The following is a 13,858-nucleotide window of genomic DNA, read 5'->3' on the forward strand; positions in this document are numbered from 1 at the left end:
GGCAATGTCGTACTCCGTAAAAAGTCTGAACGAAGGGGACCGTGAGCTGATCGCGTTCCGGATCGGCGATCAGGAATTTTGCGTGAACATCATGTCGGTTCGCGAAATCCGGGGCTGGACCCCGGCGACCGCGATGCCGCACTCGCCTGCCTATATGCTTGGTGTCATCAACCTGCGCGGCGCGGTGCTGCCGATCATCGATCTCGCCGCCCGCCTCGGCATGAAGCCGGCCGATCCGACCGCCCGTCATGTCATCATCGTCGCCCAGGTCCGTCGCAAGGTCGTCGGCCTCTTGGTCGATGCCGTCTCCGACATTCTGACGGTGACCGACGAGGTCATTCAGCCGACGCCGGAAATTTCCTCCGACCTCGAGCGCCAATTTGCCCGAGGCATTCTCGCCATCGACAAGCGCATGATCTGCCTGATCGAACTTGAAGCCCTCTTTTCCGAGACCGAAAGCGAAGCCGCATGAGTGCAATGGGTGCAAAGGATCAGAGGCAGGGAGCCGACGAGGTGCTGGCGAGCGGAGAATATCCGCTGACGCGCCGCGACCTCACGGAAATCGCCGCCATGATCTACTCGGATGCCGGCATCTTCCTCAACGAGACGAAGGCTTCGCTCGTCTATTCGCGTCTGTCGAAACATATCCGCAATCTCGGTCTTTCCGGCTTTCGGGAATATTGCGAACTCGTCGCTTCGCCGGCGGGTGCCGCGCCGCGCCGCGAAATGCTGTCGCATCTGACGACCAATTTCACCCGCTTCTTTCGCGAAAACCATCATTTCGAGCATCTGCGCGACCACGTGCTGCCGGAGCTTCTGCAGCGGGCGAGAGCGGGCGGCAGGGTTCGCATCTGGTCGGCCGCTTCCTCTGACGGGCAGGAACCCTATTCGATCGCGCTCACCGTGCTGTCGCTGATGCCGAATGTCGCCGATTATGACTTCAAGATCCTGGCGACCGACATCGACCCGAAAATCCTGGCGATCGCCAGGGCCGGCGCCTATGACGAGAGCGCCCTCGAAACCGTTTCGCCGGCCATGCGCAAGCAATGGTTCAGCGAAGTCGAAGTGCAGGGCCGCAGGAAGTTCCAGGTCGACGACCGCGTCAAGCGGCTGATCACCTACAATGAGCTGAACCTGATGGCGCAGTGGCCATTCAAGGGCAAGTTCGACGTCATCTTCTGCCGCAACGTCGTCATCTATTTCGACGAGCCGACGCAAATGAAGATCTGGCAGCGTTTCGCCGGCCTGCTGCCGGAAGGCGGCCATCTCTATATCGGCCATTCCGAGCGCGTGTCCGGCGAGGCGAAGCACGTCTTCGACAATATCGGCATCACGACCTACCGCTACACGACCAAGGGTCCTGGGAGGAAGGCATGAGCGCGCCGGCAAGGGTTCTGGTCGTTGACGACTCGCCGACCATGCGCGGGCTGATCACAGCCGTCTTGAGCTCCGATCCGGAGGTCAACGTCATCGGCCAGGCCGGCGATGCGCTGGAAGCCCGCGAAGCGATCAAGCGCCTGAATCCCGACGTCGTGACGCTCGACATCGAGATGCCGAACATGAATGGCCTCGATTTTCTCGAAAAGATCATGACGCTGCGGCCCATGCCCGTCATCATGGTGTCGACGATGACCCATCGCGGCGCCGAGGCGACGCTTGCAGCCCTTGAGATCGGCGCATTCGACTGTGTCGGTAAGCCGGGGCCGGGCGAACCCAGGCCCTTCGGCGACCTCGCCGAGAAGGTCAAGGCCGCCGCCCGCACCCAGCGCCAGTTTTCCCAGCCCGTGGCGGCCGCCGCGCCGCCGCCCTCCGTCGCCGATTTCCGCGTCGGTCGCAAGATCGTCGCGATCGGCTCGTCGACGGGCGGCGTCGAGGCGCTGATTGCCGTGCTCCAGAAATTCCCGGCCAATTGCCCGCCAACGGTCATCACCCAGCACATGCCGCCGACTTTCACCAGGAGCTTTGCCGAACGGCTGAACCGGCTGTGCGCGCCGGTGGTGCAGGAAGCGACCGACGGCGCCCGTCTCGAGATCGGCAAGATCTATCTGGCGCCGGGCGGCGAACGCCATCTCCAGGTCACCGGCGCTTCGGCGCCGTGCTGCCGCCTCGTCGACCGCCCCCCGGTCAACGGCCATCGCCCGTCGGTGGATGTACTCTTTGATTCAGTTGCGGAACTGGCGGGCCGCAACGCCGTCGGCGTGATTCTGACCGGAATGGGCCGCGATGGCGCTGCCGGATTGTTGAAAATGCGTCACGCCGGCGCCAGAACCCTCGGCCAGAACGAAAAAACCTGTGTCGTTTACGGAATGCCAAGGGTTGCGCACGAACTTGGCGCCGTTGAGCAGCAGCTCCCACTGTCTGCCATCGGTGAGGAAATATTGAAAATGACAGCCGCCCGAAAGGAAGGGACCGAATAAATGTCGATCGCGGAGAAAATCAAAGTTCTGATCGTCGACGATCAGGTAACGAGCCGGTTGCTGCTCAGCGACGCGCTGACACAGCTCGGTTTCAAGCAGATCACGTCGGCGGGCGACGGCGAGCAGGGCATGAAGATCATGACCGAGCAGCCGCATCATCTGGTGATTTCGGACTTCAACATGCCGAAGATGGATGGCATCGGTTTCCTTCAGGCCGTGCGCACCAACCCGAACACCAAGAAGGCGGCTTTCATCATCCTCACCGCCCAGGGCGATCGCGCGCTGGTGCAGAAGGCAGCCCAGCTCGGCGCCAACAACGTGCTCGCCAAGCCGTTCACGATCGAGAAGATGAAGGCGGCCATCGAAGCCGTGTTTGGAGCCTTGAAATGATCGCTGATGGGGCAGCCCGCCGCGTGCACATCATTCAAGGCGAGTATAAGGTTCTGAGCGATCCGAATGCGGTCCTCTCGACCATTCTCGGCTCGTGCGTGGCGGCGTGCCTCAGAGACCCTGTCGCCGGCGTCGGTGGCATGAACCACTTTCTGCTGCCAGGTTCGGCGACCTCGCCGACATCAGGCGGGGATGCCACGCGCTACGGCGTGCATCTGATGGAATTGCTGATCAACGGTCTCCTGAAGCAGGGCGCCCGGCGCGACCGGTTGGAGGCAAAGATCTTCGGCGGTGCCAAGACGATCTCGACCTTCTCCAATGTCGGTGAGCAGAACGCGGCCTTCGCCATGCAGTTCCTCAGGGATGAAGGCATTCCGGTGGTCGGCTCCTCGACCGGCGGAGAGCACGGGCGCAAGCTCGAATATTGGCCGGTTTCCGGCCGTGCCCGGCAATATCCATTGACCGGCGCCGAAACGCAGAGAACCGTCGCTCTCGAGCAGCGTCCAGCCGCTCCGCAGAAGCCCGTCGAAACCAGTATCGAATTTTTTTGAGGGCGAGGATTTTGATATGACATTCACTCCGGTATTGGAGCCACCCGCGCCTGTCGAAGCGTTGAGCGACATCCTTATGCGCATCGTGTCCGAACTGCACGATGTCGCCTACCTGATCGAGCGCATCGAACCGCAGCTTCTCGAGCTCGGCGGAGCCGAAGTTCTGAATTCGCCTGATGCCATGAAGGTCATGCAGGGCATCGATCTGGCGGTGCAGAAATCGCGCGGCCTTGCCGAATTCATCGACACCATCACCGGCGAAATCCCGCTCGGCTGGACGGTGGACGTCGCAACGGCGCTGAGCCTCGTCAAGCTGGCCGAGATGCAGAAGGCGCTGGGCGGCGCCACCCGCCACGGCCATTCCCAGCCGCTGAGCAAGGCGGCCGGCGACTTTGATTTCTTCTAGCATTCAGCTTCGCTTCTCCCGCCTTCGGCCTTCGTTTAACCGAGGATCGTTCTCGTAAAATCGTTGCATGGCAGGGGTGAGCCTTTCGCTCCCGCGCGCTCCACGAAACGCTCGCACAAGTTTCGCCGATTATTCGTCAGATGAGGCAATAAGCCTGCTTTGTCTTTGACGGATCGTGCGAGAACAGAATGAATCTGTTAAATCAATTAGTTCAGATTTTTAAGAACTTTGCTGCCCTGGGTCGAACGCGGCTGATGATTCTGGGAGGCGTCGGCGCCGTTTCCATCGCGATCATTCTTGCGGCTGCCCTTTTCGTCAACAAGCCGGCACAGGAAACGCTCTACGTCGGTCTCGACTCTCCCGATCTCAACCAGATCAGCATGGCCCTTGCCGAAGCCAATATCGATTTCCAGGTCGGCACGGACGGCGCCAGCATCACCGTCCCGGCCGGCATGACGGGCAAGGCCCGCCTAATGCTTGCCGAGCGCGGCTTGCCAAACAGCGCCAATGCCGGTTACGAACTCTTCGACAATGTCGGCTCGCTCGGTCTGACCTCCTTCATGCAGGAAGTGACGCGGGTTCGCGCACTGGAAGGCGAAATCGCCCGCACCATTCAGTCGATCTCGGGCATCACGGCCGCGCGTGTCCACATCGTCATGCCGGAGGTCGGGAACTTCCGGAAGGCGGAGCAGAAGCCGACGGCCTCCGTCATGATACGCGCGAGCGCGGCCACCGGGCGCGGCGCAGCGACCTCGATCCGCCATCTCGTTGCCTCGGCCGTGCCGGGGCTCGATGTTGATGATGTGACGATTCTTGATTCAGCCGGCCAGCTGCTGGCTTCCGGCGACGAGGCGAGCAACAGCTCGCTGAACCGTTCGCTCAATATCGTCCAGAACGTTCAGCAGGAAGTCGAATCCAACATCGACAAGGCGCTGGCGCCGTTCCTGGGCATGGACAATTTCCGCTCCAGCGTCACCGCCGACCTCAATACCGACGCTCAGCAGATCCAGGAGACCACCTACGATCCCGAATCCAAGGTCGAGCGCTCGGTTCGTTCGACAAAGGAAGCCCAGCAGTCGCAGCAGAAGCAGTCCGACAATGCGACGACCGTCGAGCAGAACATTCCGCAGGCAGCCCCTGATGCCGGCGGTTCCGGCGGCCCCGAATCGCAGGACAAGTCCGACAAGCGTGAAGAGCAGACCAACTACGAAATCAACAGCAGGACGACGGCGACGACCCGCAACAGCTACAGGGTCGACAAGCTGTCGATCGCCGTGGTGGTCAACAAGGGTCGTATCGCCAAGATGGTCGGCGAGCCTGTCGATCAGGCCAAGATCGATGCCTATCTCGCCGAAATGCAGAAGATCGTCGCTTCGGCCGCCGGCGTCGACGCCAAGCGCGGCGACGTCATCACCGTCACGGCGATGGACTTCCTGGAAAATCAATTGCTCGAGGAAGCCACCGGCGGTGTCCGGGTCATGGATATGCTGAGCCGCAATCTTGCCGGCATCATCAACTCGCTCGCCTTCGTGGTGGTCGCCTTCGTGGTGGTCTGGATGGGCCTGCGCCCGCTGGTCCGCAGTGTCACCGGCAATGGTGCAGGCGCCGTTCTCGGCGACGCCACACCGGAAGCGGCCGGCCTCGAGCTCCCGGACTTTGCGCCGGCGGCAGGCGTGTCCGGAGGCGCTCTCATGGACGGCTTCGGATCCGACTTCGGCTTCGACAGCACCGAGGATCTGCTCAGTCTCGGCGACGACGACGGCAACTTCAACCGACGCGTCAAGGAAGGCCCGGAACGCAAGCTCGCCCGCATGGTCGAGATCAACGAGGAGCGCGCCGCGAAAATCCTCCGGAAATGGGCAATCGACGAAGCAGCATAAGAAAAGGCCGGGAAACCGGCCTTTTTCACGTCCATGCCGGATCTTCCCGTTCAGGCTCTTGCCGGTCTCCGCAAAGCCCAGTATCGCCCTTCGGCCAAGGTGAGTAAAGTTGCTGGCCTCACTCGCGTAAAACGCGAATCGAGTTGCGGTATGGCCAGAATCACCTTAGCCTCGACTCTGTCTTCATAGGCATGATCGGCATTCGAATCAGCGCATGGACGGTGGAGAAAGTAAATCCCTAGAAGTCGGAGATGGTACTTTACATCAGCTGGCTTACCCTTGGGTGATTCGAAGTGGGATTCCAGCGGGACATGAATTGAATCCTTTACAGAAAAATTGCCGTTGCACCGAGCGTGATCGTTTCTCAGCCGCAGGACGTTGCCAATGGATATGAACATATTTCAGGCGAGCAAAGGCGAGAGGCAGATAATGAATTTCGCAAGCGCAGTGGCGCCGGCTCTGTTGCCGCGCGATGAACTGATCCAGCGGCTGCACAATGTCGCCGGCACTGGCAGGTTGCAGTCCGGTCTGCGCGCGCTGACGGAGTATGTCGGCGCTTCGCACTATCTGCTGGCACGTTGTGATCTCATCCAGGAAAGCGGCCTCGATTTCGTCGTCTCCTCGGATTGGCCCTTCGACCTGGTCAAGGACATCGCCAACGATCTCGTCAGCGGCTATGCCCGCTCCACCGAGCTGGAAAAATGCATGCAGGTTTTCCAGCCGAATTTCGCGCTGCTGCCCGAAAGCGCCGCCGCGCCGGAGGGCGCCAGCCGCCAATATTGTTCATTGACCTTCAATGTCGGCCGCTCGCGGCTGGCCTTGATGTTCCTGTTCGGCGAAGGGTTCATCCTGTCGCCGGAGCGGCTGCGGGATGTCGGCCTGCTTGCCGGCTATGTCGCGAGCTTCCTTCGCTGCGGCGGCGCCAGAGTTGACCGCGATTTCGAGCTGACCGACCGCGAGCTGGAATGCCTGTTCTGGATCGCCGAAGGCAAGACCAGCGACGAGATCGCGATGATCCTCGGAATCTCCCGCAACACGATCAACAACTATATCACCAGCGTGATGCGCAAGACGGCGACCAAGACGCGGTCGGAGGCCATTGCCTTCGCGGTCCGCAACAATCTCGTATAGGGGGATCCATGGGGCATCCATCAAGCAGGGTGATGAACGGCGCCGATCCGCTCCGCATGGTGCGGGTGAACAGGATTTCCAGCCGGTCCGATCTTTTTCCGCGGCTGATCGCGATGCAGAAACTCGCCGATGCTCAGGGCTTCGCGATTTACCGCGTCAGCGGCTCCGGCCTGTCGGCAAAGCAGCGCCTCGTCTGCGAACTCGAGAACTGGGGATCGTCCAATGCCGGTTTCGGCAAGGCCTTCACGGATGCCTATGGCGATATCCTTCTCGATCATCTCGAAAAGTCGCTGCTTCCGCTTTCCTGGGCCGGTGCTCACGATCGGGCGGCCCCCGGCCCGGCCGACTTCGCGCCATTCATGACGCGCCTGAAGGATGGAATCCTGCCTTTTTCCGGGCTTGCCTTTCCGGTGCGGCTCGGCGCCGTCGGCAATGGCTTCATTCTATTTACCGGCGACGATATCGATCCTTCAAGCGATATGATCGTCGAGCTGCACGGCCGTTGCAGCCATATCATGATGGATCTGCTCTCGCTCGACGAGCGCCGCACGGCCGCCGCCGAGGCGTTGAGCGAACGTGAGGTCGCCTGTCTGCAGCTTGCCGGTGACGGCCGCATCAGCGAAGAGATCGCCGAAAAGCTCGGCTTGTCCGTACACACGGTCAACGCTTATCTCGGCTCGGCGACGATCAAGCTCGATTCCGTCAACCGCATCCAGGCGATCGCCAAGGCGATCCGGCTTGGCTACATCAGCTGAAGCCGAGCCTGCCGGCTTGACAGAGGCGCGAAAGCGTAATTGATCAAGGCCGATCAGCTGGCGAGCGCGCTCGGCGGTTTCAGGCTGTAACGGGCCTGCCGAAGACTTCTTTCCAAGAAGACGGTATTCTCGTCGGGGTCGGGAGAGGGATCCTGGAAGGCGATGTGGTTGATTTCGATGCCGGCATGATCTTCGGCAAGGGTCAGCTGCGCATAGACGGTAACGCCGCGCGGCTTGATTTCCAGGTCGAGAACGACCTCCGGCTTGCCACCCCATTCCAGCGTATAGTTTCCGCCCAGGCCGAAATTGACCGTGCCCGGATGAAAGAAAAGCTCTGCGGCCGAAGCGACGAGATCGGCCAGATTGCCGTAATACTCGAAGCGCAGCAGTGAAATAAGGTCAGAGGCATCCAGAAGGCGCAGTTCAGTGGCAACCGGGCTGATCGCGTCTGCGAGGATCTTTTCACGCTGGGCAGAGTGAGGGCATTTTTTCATTCGGCTTATCTTACCCGTTTGTTCTTGGCGTCTGCGGCGTAGACCCTGTGTATGAGCTCCGCAACGGCCTTATAGAAGACTGACGGTATGACACTATCGACCGAGACTTGCGCAAACATGGAGCGCGCAAGCGGCGGATCTTCGAACACCGGGATGCCGTTCTGCTCGGCGATCTCCCTGATCTTCAACGCAATGAGGTCCTGGCCCTTTGCCAGCACCACTGGGGCGTCGTTTTCCTCACGCGCGTAACGCAGCGCCACAGCGTAGTGCGTCGGGTTGGCGATGACCAGCGTTGCGCGGTGCACGTTGGCGATCATGCGCCGGCGCGCCCTGTCGCGCATCAGCGAGCGCTGCCGGCTTTTGACGAAGGGATCGCCCTGCGCCTGCTTGTTTTCCTCCTTCACTTCGTGGCGCGTCATCTTGAGTTCGGTGAACCAGTGATGGCGCGTCCAGAAAAGATCGGCGATCGCCACGATCGCGGTTGCGATCAGCATGACGATGATGATCTTGCGCATCGCCGTCATCATCCTGACGAGGATTGTCTGCGGATCGGAGAACATCGCGTCGATCGATCCGAAATATTCGCTCCTGAGCACGAAGAACAGGATGACCCCGACGACGACGACCTTGAAGAGCGACTTTCCGAACTCGACGAGGCCGGGCAGGCTGAAGAGCCGCGTCCAGCCTTTGGCCGGAGAAATGCGTGATGCCTGCGGCCGGATCCGTTCCAGCACCGGTGTCGGCAGATTCTGGAAGATCGAGGAGGCGATGCCGAAAACCATGAACAGGATGAAGGCAGGCGCCACCAGTGCAGCGCCTGCCCAGCCCAGCCGAACGAAGAGCGCCAGAATGTCCGGTCCCGTCTCGATTTTCCATTGGTCGGGCTGCTCGAAAATGTCGCGCAGCGTTTCGCTCATGCGCCCGACGCTTTCGGGAAGGAAGAACACCAGATAGATGAAAGTGGCAAGGATGGTCGCGAAGATCGACAGTTCTCGCGAAAACGGCACATTGCCTTTTTCCGCGGCGTCGCTTCGCTTTTTCGCGGTCGGGGCTTCTGTTTTGCTGTCCTTGTCATCGTCTGCCAAGTCGCGGCCCTCCGTCAAAGAAACAGGCGCAGCGAATGCATGCCACCCAAAGGCAGCGGTTTTGGGATGACGACATGCACCAAAACAAACAGCTGTAGCGCGTCGCGAAAACCGGGTTTTCTGCGACGCGCGATAGAGCGCGGCCTATCGATGAAGGGTAGTCGTCTGTCGCAGGGCGATCAACAGCCGCCTTTCGGGCGGCCGGATTTGTCAACAGTCTCGGAAGACTAGGCCGCCGCCGAAGCGTCGCCTTCCTTCTCCTTGAGCTCGATCTGGCCTGAGTTGGCCAGGCGAATCGCTTCCTGCGCCACGGCGCGCCGGGCAATGGCGACCTCGCGCGGATTGACGCCGCCCATGCCGCTCTGCAGATCCGATTCGATCATGCGGCGCTGACGCGGGCTGATGGCGGAGAGAACCGATTCGCGGATCTCGGCCGGCGAGCCGCGCAGCGCGACAGTGAGCACGTCGGTCGAAATGTCGTTGAGGAGCAGGACGCGGCTGCGCTGCGGCATGTACATGAGGTCCTCGAAGAGGAAGATCTTCGGCCGGACCTTGTTGACCGCCTCGCGGCTGATCGATTCCAGCGAGGTGAGCAGCGTGTCGACCTGCGGCTTGTCGAGCTCGTTCATGAGGTCGGCGACCTTCGTCGAGCCGGCTGCGTTGCGTTCTGCCTCGATCTCGGCAAGCAGCGTCATCACCCGGTTCTCGATGATTTGCGCAGCCTTCGGGCTGACGGCCTTCATGTTGACGGTGCGGTTCATGATGTCGGCGCGGCGGTTGTCGGGAAGCTGCAGCAGCACCTTGGCGCCGAAGGAGGAGGGCATCATCGAAAGGATATAGGCGACGGTCTGCGGATGTTCACGCAGCAGGAACTGCGCGACGAATGCCGGCTCCGCCTCGCTGAGGCGATCCCAGATCGAGGTCTCGTAGGCCTGGAACGCCGTGCGGCGACCGAGCAGGCTGTCGACCTCGTCGGGGGTCAGGCCTTCTTCCAGAATAGCCTCGATCGCTTTGGCATTGTCCATCAGTCCGGCGCCCTCGGTGAAGAGGTCCTCGAACTCGGAGACGAGCGACAGCAGTTCATCCGGCGGAATGGCGCGCAGCGACTGGGCGGATGCGATAATGGTCTGCAGCTCGGCCTGGGTAAAATATTTCAACAACCGGCCGGCGACACCCTTTCCCATGGCGAGAAGGACCGCCGCCGCCTTTTCAGCCTGGGTCAACGGTTTCCCGGCTAGCGCGCCGCCGAAATCGTCAAAGTCCATCATGGTCTAACCTCTCCGTCCCCACAGGGATCAGGCTTTTTTTGTACTCATAACTTCTATCAGTTTTACGCCGAATCGGGTGTCGTCGTTATCAAGCACCGTAATCTCGCCGCGTGCAATCCGGCGGCCGTTCACCATGATCTCGACAGGTTCGCCGATCTTCTTGTCGAGAGCGATCGTCGCCCCTTCGTTGAGATTCATCAGGCCGGAGACCTGCATCCGGCTGGTGCCGAGCATGATCTGGACATCGATCGGAATGTCCATGATCAGTTCGAAGTTCGACGTCAGCGCACTGCCGAGCGGGGCCGGCGACGCCTCGAACGAAGAGCTGCCGCCGAAATCCGTGCCTGCATTGCCAGCGCCGAAATCGCCGCCGAAATCGTCGCCGCCGAAAGGGGAATCCGAGATCTCGCCGCCAAAGGCGGCCAGATCCGTTCCTGCTCCGAAGGCATCATTCTCCAGGTCGCCGCCAAACTGCGACAGGTCGCCATCGGCATCCTGCTTCAGCACGCCGCGCAGATCGTCGATCGCCTGGTCGAGATCCGCTTCGCTGCCCGGCACATCCAGGGAGAGGTCACTGTTCTGCTGTGTTTTCTTCGTTGCCATGAAATTACTATTCCAGTTGAAACTTGCCTCAAACTGCCTTTGCAGCCCAAAAGCCAGAGAACCGACTAATTCATTAAATGACGGATGAGTTCGTCATCAGAGTTCATCGTATCCTTGACGCGGACCATGTAGTTTTCGCCTGAGCGGCCGAACTCGCAGACATACAATTCCTTGCTGTTGGCGCTGACCTCGACGCGCACCTCGCCGCTGTCGCGGAAGGGGATGACGTCGCCGACCATCAGCTTCGATATCGTCCGCAGTGTCAGGTCCTGCAGCCTGATCCTGGCCTCGAGCGTGACATGCGAGCGGCGCACCTGGTCGCCGAGCTGCTCCGTCCATTCAGGAGAGGCGCCGGCGGGCTGGCGCTTCGGCTTCGGCGGCGTCACCTTGGTCTTGAGCAGCGCCGTCTGCGGAACGATCAGCGAGAATTCGGAAACGATGCCGGCAAGCGTGAGCGACATGTTGATGGCGGCGGCGAATTCGTCCGGCTTGTCTTCCGGCGGCCGGGCGCGCGTGTCATGGGCGTGCGGGGCCGAAAGGCTCGGTTCGAAACCGCCCGGCGCGTTGACCGCCGAGCGCAGCACCTTGGCGATCTTGTCGAACACCATGACCGCCAGATCGAGTTCGATGATCGACAGCATCCGGTCGGCCGGCTCCTCGATCGTATCAGCGGTGGCGCCGAGCAGGTGCTCCATCAGCGTGATGACGAAACCATTGCCGCAGGCAAGCGTGATGTTCTGCGACCAGTTGCGCAACGTCGCATCGACGAGGGTGACGTTGGCGCTGAGGTCATCGATCAGGTGGTTCTTGTAGCCGATCTCGCAGCCGAGATAATTGACCGTCACATCGAGGCCGGTCTCGCTTTTGATGACATCGGGAAAGAACTCGCTGTAGACCTCGCCGAATGCGCTGCAGATCTTGGACACGCGGCCTCTGTCGCCAAGCCCGCCGGTCAGCTTGGCCAGAAGGGCAGGATCCATTGCCGGTTTGTCATGCGAAGCATCGCTCATGGTCATTTAAGCCGCCTTGTTTTCGCCGCCTGGGTTCATCATTTCCTGTTCGACGGCGTCGATGGACGGACGCTCGTAAGCCGAGATCGTCTTGCGGCCGTATTCGAGAGCGACCTGCGGCACCGAACCGTTCATATAGGCCAGCAGGGTCTGCTTGACGATGACGTAGAGGCGATGCTGCTTGTTGCGGACGACCTTGATCTGGGAGACCAGCGGCGAGCAGACGCAGTAGGACAACAGAATGCCGAGGAAGGTGCCGACGAGCGCCGAGCCGATCAGGTGGCCGAGCACCTCGGGCGAATCGTTGATGTGGGCCATCGCCTTGATGACGCCGAGAACGGCCGCGACGATACCGATCGCCGGGAAGGAGTCGCCCATGATCTGGATCGCGTGGTAGGGCTTCATCTTGTCGTGCATGATGGTGTTGAGCTCTTCATCCATCAGCGCCTCGATTTCGTGGCTGCGGGCGTTGCCGATGATGATCAGGCGGACGTAATCGCAGATGAAGGCCGTCAGTTCCTTGTTCTTCAGAACCGTCGGCGCCTGCTGGAAGATCGTCGATTCGGCCGGATTGTCGATATGGGCTTCGATTTCGTTTCGCGACTTGGTGCGCAGGTCGCGCATCAGCGAATAAAGCACGCCGAGCGTGTCGAGATAATTGCGCTCCTTCGGCACGGCATGCTTGAAGGCTTCGCCGAGCGCCTTGCCGGAATCCTTCACCACCTTCATCGGGTTGGCCATGATGAAGCTGCCGAGGCCGGCGCCCCCGATGATGAGAAATTCGAAGGGCTGGAACAGCGCATCCACTTCGCCGCCCATCGCCATGAAGCTGCCGACGATACAGCCGCAGGTCACTATAAATCCGATAATGATGTTCATCGTCAGCCCAATCTGAACGTTGCTTTTCTTTGAGACGGATAGGGTTTCTGCCTTGCGTGAGGCTGATGAACGGGCCGCATGCGGGCTTTGCAGCCTACCAGCTTCGCGCAAGCATCTGTCGTCAATCTGAAGGAGACGAATGGGCGTTCGCGCCCGTTTCTGAGATGCCGCCTCAGCGAAATTCCGGCCGAACCAGATCAGACGACGCCCGGCTTTTCGTTCCGTTCATCGCCAATGCTTGGAGCGTTCCGACATGCAATCCGGTCTTTATGTTTCTCTGTCGTCGCAGATGGCTCTCGAAAAGCGCCTGAACACCATCGCAGACAATATGGCCAACGTGAACACGACCGGTTTTCGCGCCACCGAGGTTAAGTTCGACGAGATGGTGGCGGCCACCAAGAACAAGCTGAACACCAAGGTTGCCTTCGTCTCCCAGGGTAATGATTATCTGAACGAGCAAAGCGGTGAGCTGCAGCACACCGGCAACATGCTCGATTTCGCCGTCAAGGGCGATGCCTGGTTTTCGCTCGATACGCCGGCAGGCCGCGTGCTGACGCGCGACGGCCGCTTCACCCTGAAAGAAACCGGCGAGCTCGTCTCGATCCGCGGCTATCCGGTTCTCGACGCCGGCGGCGCACCGATCCAGCTCGATACGAAAGCCGGCGAGCCGGCGGTCGGCACCGACGGCATCATCTATCAGGCCGGCCGTCAGGTCGGATCGCTCGGGCTGTTCGAGGCCGATATCAGCAAGGGTTACCTGCGTTACGAAAACAGCGGCATCATGACCACCGACCAACCGCGCGCCGTGGTCGACCGCTTCAATGTCGGCGTCGAGCAGGGATATCTGGAAAACTCCAACGTCAACGCCATGCGCGAGATTACCCAGCTGATCGAGGTCAACCGCGCCTTCGAGAGCATCTCGTCGCTGATGCGCGACAGCGAAGATTCATTCAAGGAAGCCGTGCAGACGCTCGGGGGCAGCCGCTAAA

Annotated in this window: 16 protein-coding genes; 10 read left to right on the forward strand and 6 right to left on the reverse strand. The window is 60.7% G+C overall.

Annotated features, from left to right (window positions below):
- Positions 1–4: 4 nt before the first annotated feature.
- From J2J99_RS03395 to visR, 9 genes are all read left to right on the forward strand, one after another.
- Positions 5–472 carry a chemotaxis protein CheW gene (locus tag J2J99_RS03395; protein WP_168295933.1) on the forward strand — a complete coding sequence of 156 codons (468 nt, stop codon included), beginning with the start codon at positions 5–7 and terminating at the stop codon, positions 470–472.
- The gene (cheR, locus tag J2J99_RS03400) at positions 469–1,377 is read left to right on the forward strand and encodes a protein-glutamate O-methyltransferase CheR (RefSeq protein ID WP_168295934.1); all 909 of its coding nucleotides are present in this window, start codon (positions 469–471) and stop codon (positions 1,375–1,377) included. Before J2J99_RS03395 ends, cheR begins: the two co-directional genes overlap by 4 nt.
- Positions 1,374–2,417, forward strand: coding sequence for a protein-glutamate O-methylesterase CheB (gene cheB, locus J2J99_RS03405; protein ID WP_168295935.1), 1,044 nt, complete (start codon positions 1,374–1,376; stop codon positions 2,415–2,417). The genes cheR and cheB overlap by 4 nt, the downstream gene beginning before the upstream one ends.
- A complete protein-coding gene (locus tag J2J99_RS03410) occupies positions 2,418–2,807 on the forward strand; it encodes a response regulator (RefSeq protein ID WP_004672258.1) in 390 nt (129 codons plus the stop codon).
- Positions 2,804–3,358 (forward strand): chemoreceptor glutamine deamidase CheD, encoded by a 555-nt coding sequence (gene cheD, locus J2J99_RS03415; RefSeq protein ID WP_168295936.1) that lies wholly within the window; start codon positions 2,804–2,806, stop codon positions 3,356–3,358. The genes J2J99_RS03410 and cheD overlap by 4 nt, the downstream gene beginning before the upstream one ends.
- Before the next feature lie 16 nt (positions 3,359–3,374).
- Positions 3,375–3,764 (forward strand): chemotaxis protein CheT, encoded by a 390-nt coding sequence (gene cheT, locus J2J99_RS03420; RefSeq protein ID WP_168295937.1) that lies wholly within the window; start codon positions 3,375–3,377, stop codon positions 3,762–3,764.
- Positions 3,765–3,952: 188 nt separating this feature from the next.
- Positions 3,953–5,644 (forward strand): flagellar basal-body MS-ring/collar protein FliF, encoded by a 1,692-nt coding sequence (fliF, locus tag J2J99_RS03425; RefSeq protein WP_168295938.1) that lies wholly within the window; start codon positions 3,953–3,955, stop codon positions 5,642–5,644.
- 384 nt (positions 5,645–6,028) lie between these two features.
- The gene (gene visN / locus J2J99_RS03430; RefSeq protein ID WP_168295939.1) at positions 6,029–6,775 is read left to right on the forward strand and encodes a transcriptional regulator VisN; all 747 of its coding nucleotides are present in this window, start codon (positions 6,029–6,031) and stop codon (positions 6,773–6,775) included.
- Positions 6,776–6,783: 8 nt separating this feature from the next.
- Positions 6,784–7,530, forward strand: a complete 747-nt coding sequence (gene visR / locus J2J99_RS03435; RefSeq protein WP_168295940.1) for a transcriptional regulator VisR — start codon at positions 6,784–6,786, stop codon at positions 7,528–7,530.
- A 53-nt stretch (positions 7,531–7,583) separates the two neighbouring features.
- Here the strand turns inward: visR and J2J99_RS03440 are convergent, their stop codons facing one another.
- The 6 genes from J2J99_RS03440 to motA form a co-directional block, all read right to left on the reverse strand.
- A complete protein-coding gene (locus J2J99_RS03440; RefSeq protein ID WP_168295941.1) occupies positions 7,584–8,024 on the reverse strand; it encodes a hypothetical protein in 441 nt (146 codons plus the stop codon).
- Between the two features lie 5 nt (positions 8,025–8,029).
- Positions 8,030–9,109 (reverse strand): flagellar biosynthesis protein FlhB, encoded by a 1,080-nt coding sequence (gene flhB / locus J2J99_RS03445; protein WP_168295942.1) that lies wholly within the window; start codon positions 9,107–9,109, stop codon positions 8,030–8,032.
- A 227-nt stretch (positions 9,110–9,336) separates the two neighbouring features.
- A complete protein-coding gene (gene fliG / locus J2J99_RS03450; protein WP_168295943.1) occupies positions 9,337–10,377 on the reverse strand; it encodes a flagellar motor switch protein FliG in 1,041 nt (346 codons plus the stop codon).
- Between the two features lie 27 nt (positions 10,378–10,404).
- On the reverse strand, positions 10,405–10,980 hold the full coding sequence (gene fliN / locus J2J99_RS03455) for a flagellar motor switch protein FliN (protein WP_168295944.1): 576 nt from the start codon (positions 10,978–10,980) through the stop codon (positions 10,405–10,407).
- Positions 10,981–11,045: 65 nt separating this feature from the next.
- Positions 11,046–11,996, reverse strand: coding sequence for a FliM/FliN family flagellar motor switch protein (locus tag J2J99_RS03460; protein WP_168295945.1), 951 nt, complete (start codon positions 11,994–11,996; stop codon positions 11,046–11,048).
- Positions 11,997–12,869 (reverse strand): flagellar motor stator protein MotA, encoded by an 873-nt coding sequence (motA, locus tag J2J99_RS03465; protein WP_168295946.1) that lies wholly within the window; start codon positions 12,867–12,869, stop codon positions 11,997–11,999.
- 253 nt (positions 12,870–13,122) lie between these two features.
- Between motA and flgF the strand changes: the two genes are divergently transcribed.
- Positions 13,123–13,857: a flagellar basal-body rod protein FlgF gene (flgF, locus tag J2J99_RS03470; protein WP_168295947.1), complete on the forward strand. Its 735-nt coding sequence runs from the start codon at positions 13,123–13,125 to the stop codon at positions 13,855–13,857.
- The last annotated feature ends 1 nt before the right edge of the window (position 13,858 follow it).

This window comes from Rhizobium binae (assembly GCF_017357225.1).
GTDB classification, from domain to species: domain Bacteria; phylum Pseudomonadota; class Alphaproteobacteria; order Rhizobiales; family Rhizobiaceae; genus Rhizobium; species Rhizobium binae.

Bases quoted from the DNA above. Each gene is read 5' to 3' on its own strand.
- J2J99_RS03395 (WP_168295933.1), top strand. From the start codon at position 5: ATGTCGTACTCCGTAAAAAGTCTGAACGAAGGGGACCGTGAGCTGATC.
- cheR (WP_168295934.1), top strand. From the start codon at position 469: ATGAGTGCAATGGGTGCAAAGGATCAGAGGCAGGGAGCCGACGAGGTG.
- cheB (WP_168295935.1), top strand. From the start codon at position 1,374: ATGAGCGCGCCGGCAAGGGTTCTGGTCGTTGACGACTCGCCGACCATG.
- J2J99_RS03410 (WP_004672258.1), top strand. From the start codon at position 2,418: ATGTCGATCGCGGAGAAAATCAAAGTTCTGATCGTCGACGATCAGGTA.
- cheD (WP_168295936.1), top strand. From the start codon at position 2,804: ATGATCGCTGATGGGGCAGCCCGCCGCGTGCACATCATTCAAGGCGAG.
- cheT (WP_168295937.1), top strand. From the start codon at position 3,375: ATGACATTCACTCCGGTATTGGAGCCACCCGCGCCTGTCGAAGCGTTG.
- fliF (WP_168295938.1), top strand. From the start codon at position 3,953: ATGAATCTGTTAAATCAATTAGTTCAGATTTTTAAGAACTTTGCTGCC.
- visN (WP_168295939.1), top strand. From the start codon at position 6,029: ATGGATATGAACATATTTCAGGCGAGCAAAGGCGAGAGGCAGATAATG.
- visR (WP_168295940.1), top strand. From the start codon at position 6,784: ATGGGGCATCCATCAAGCAGGGTGATGAACGGCGCCGATCCGCTCCGC.
- J2J99_RS03440 (WP_168295941.1), bottom strand. From the start codon at position 8,024: ATGAAAAAATGCCCTCACTCTGCCCAGCGTGAAAAGATCCTCGCAGAC.
- fliG (WP_168295943.1), bottom strand. From the start codon at position 10,377: ATGATGGACTTTGACGATTTCGGCGGCGCGCTAGCCGGGAAACCGTTG.
- fliN (WP_168295944.1), bottom strand. From the start codon at position 10,980: ATGGCAACGAAGAAAACACAGCAGAACAGTGACCTCTCCCTGGATGTG.
- J2J99_RS03460 (WP_168295945.1), bottom strand. From the start codon at position 11,996: ATGACCATGAGCGATGCTTCGCATGACAAACCGGCAATGGATCCTGCC.
- motA (WP_168295946.1), bottom strand. From the start codon at position 12,869: ATGAACATCATTATCGGATTTATAGTGACCTGCGGCTGTATCGTCGGC.
- flgF (WP_168295947.1), top strand. From the start codon at position 13,123: ATGCAATCCGGTCTTTATGTTTCTCTGTCGTCGCAGATGGCTCTCGAA.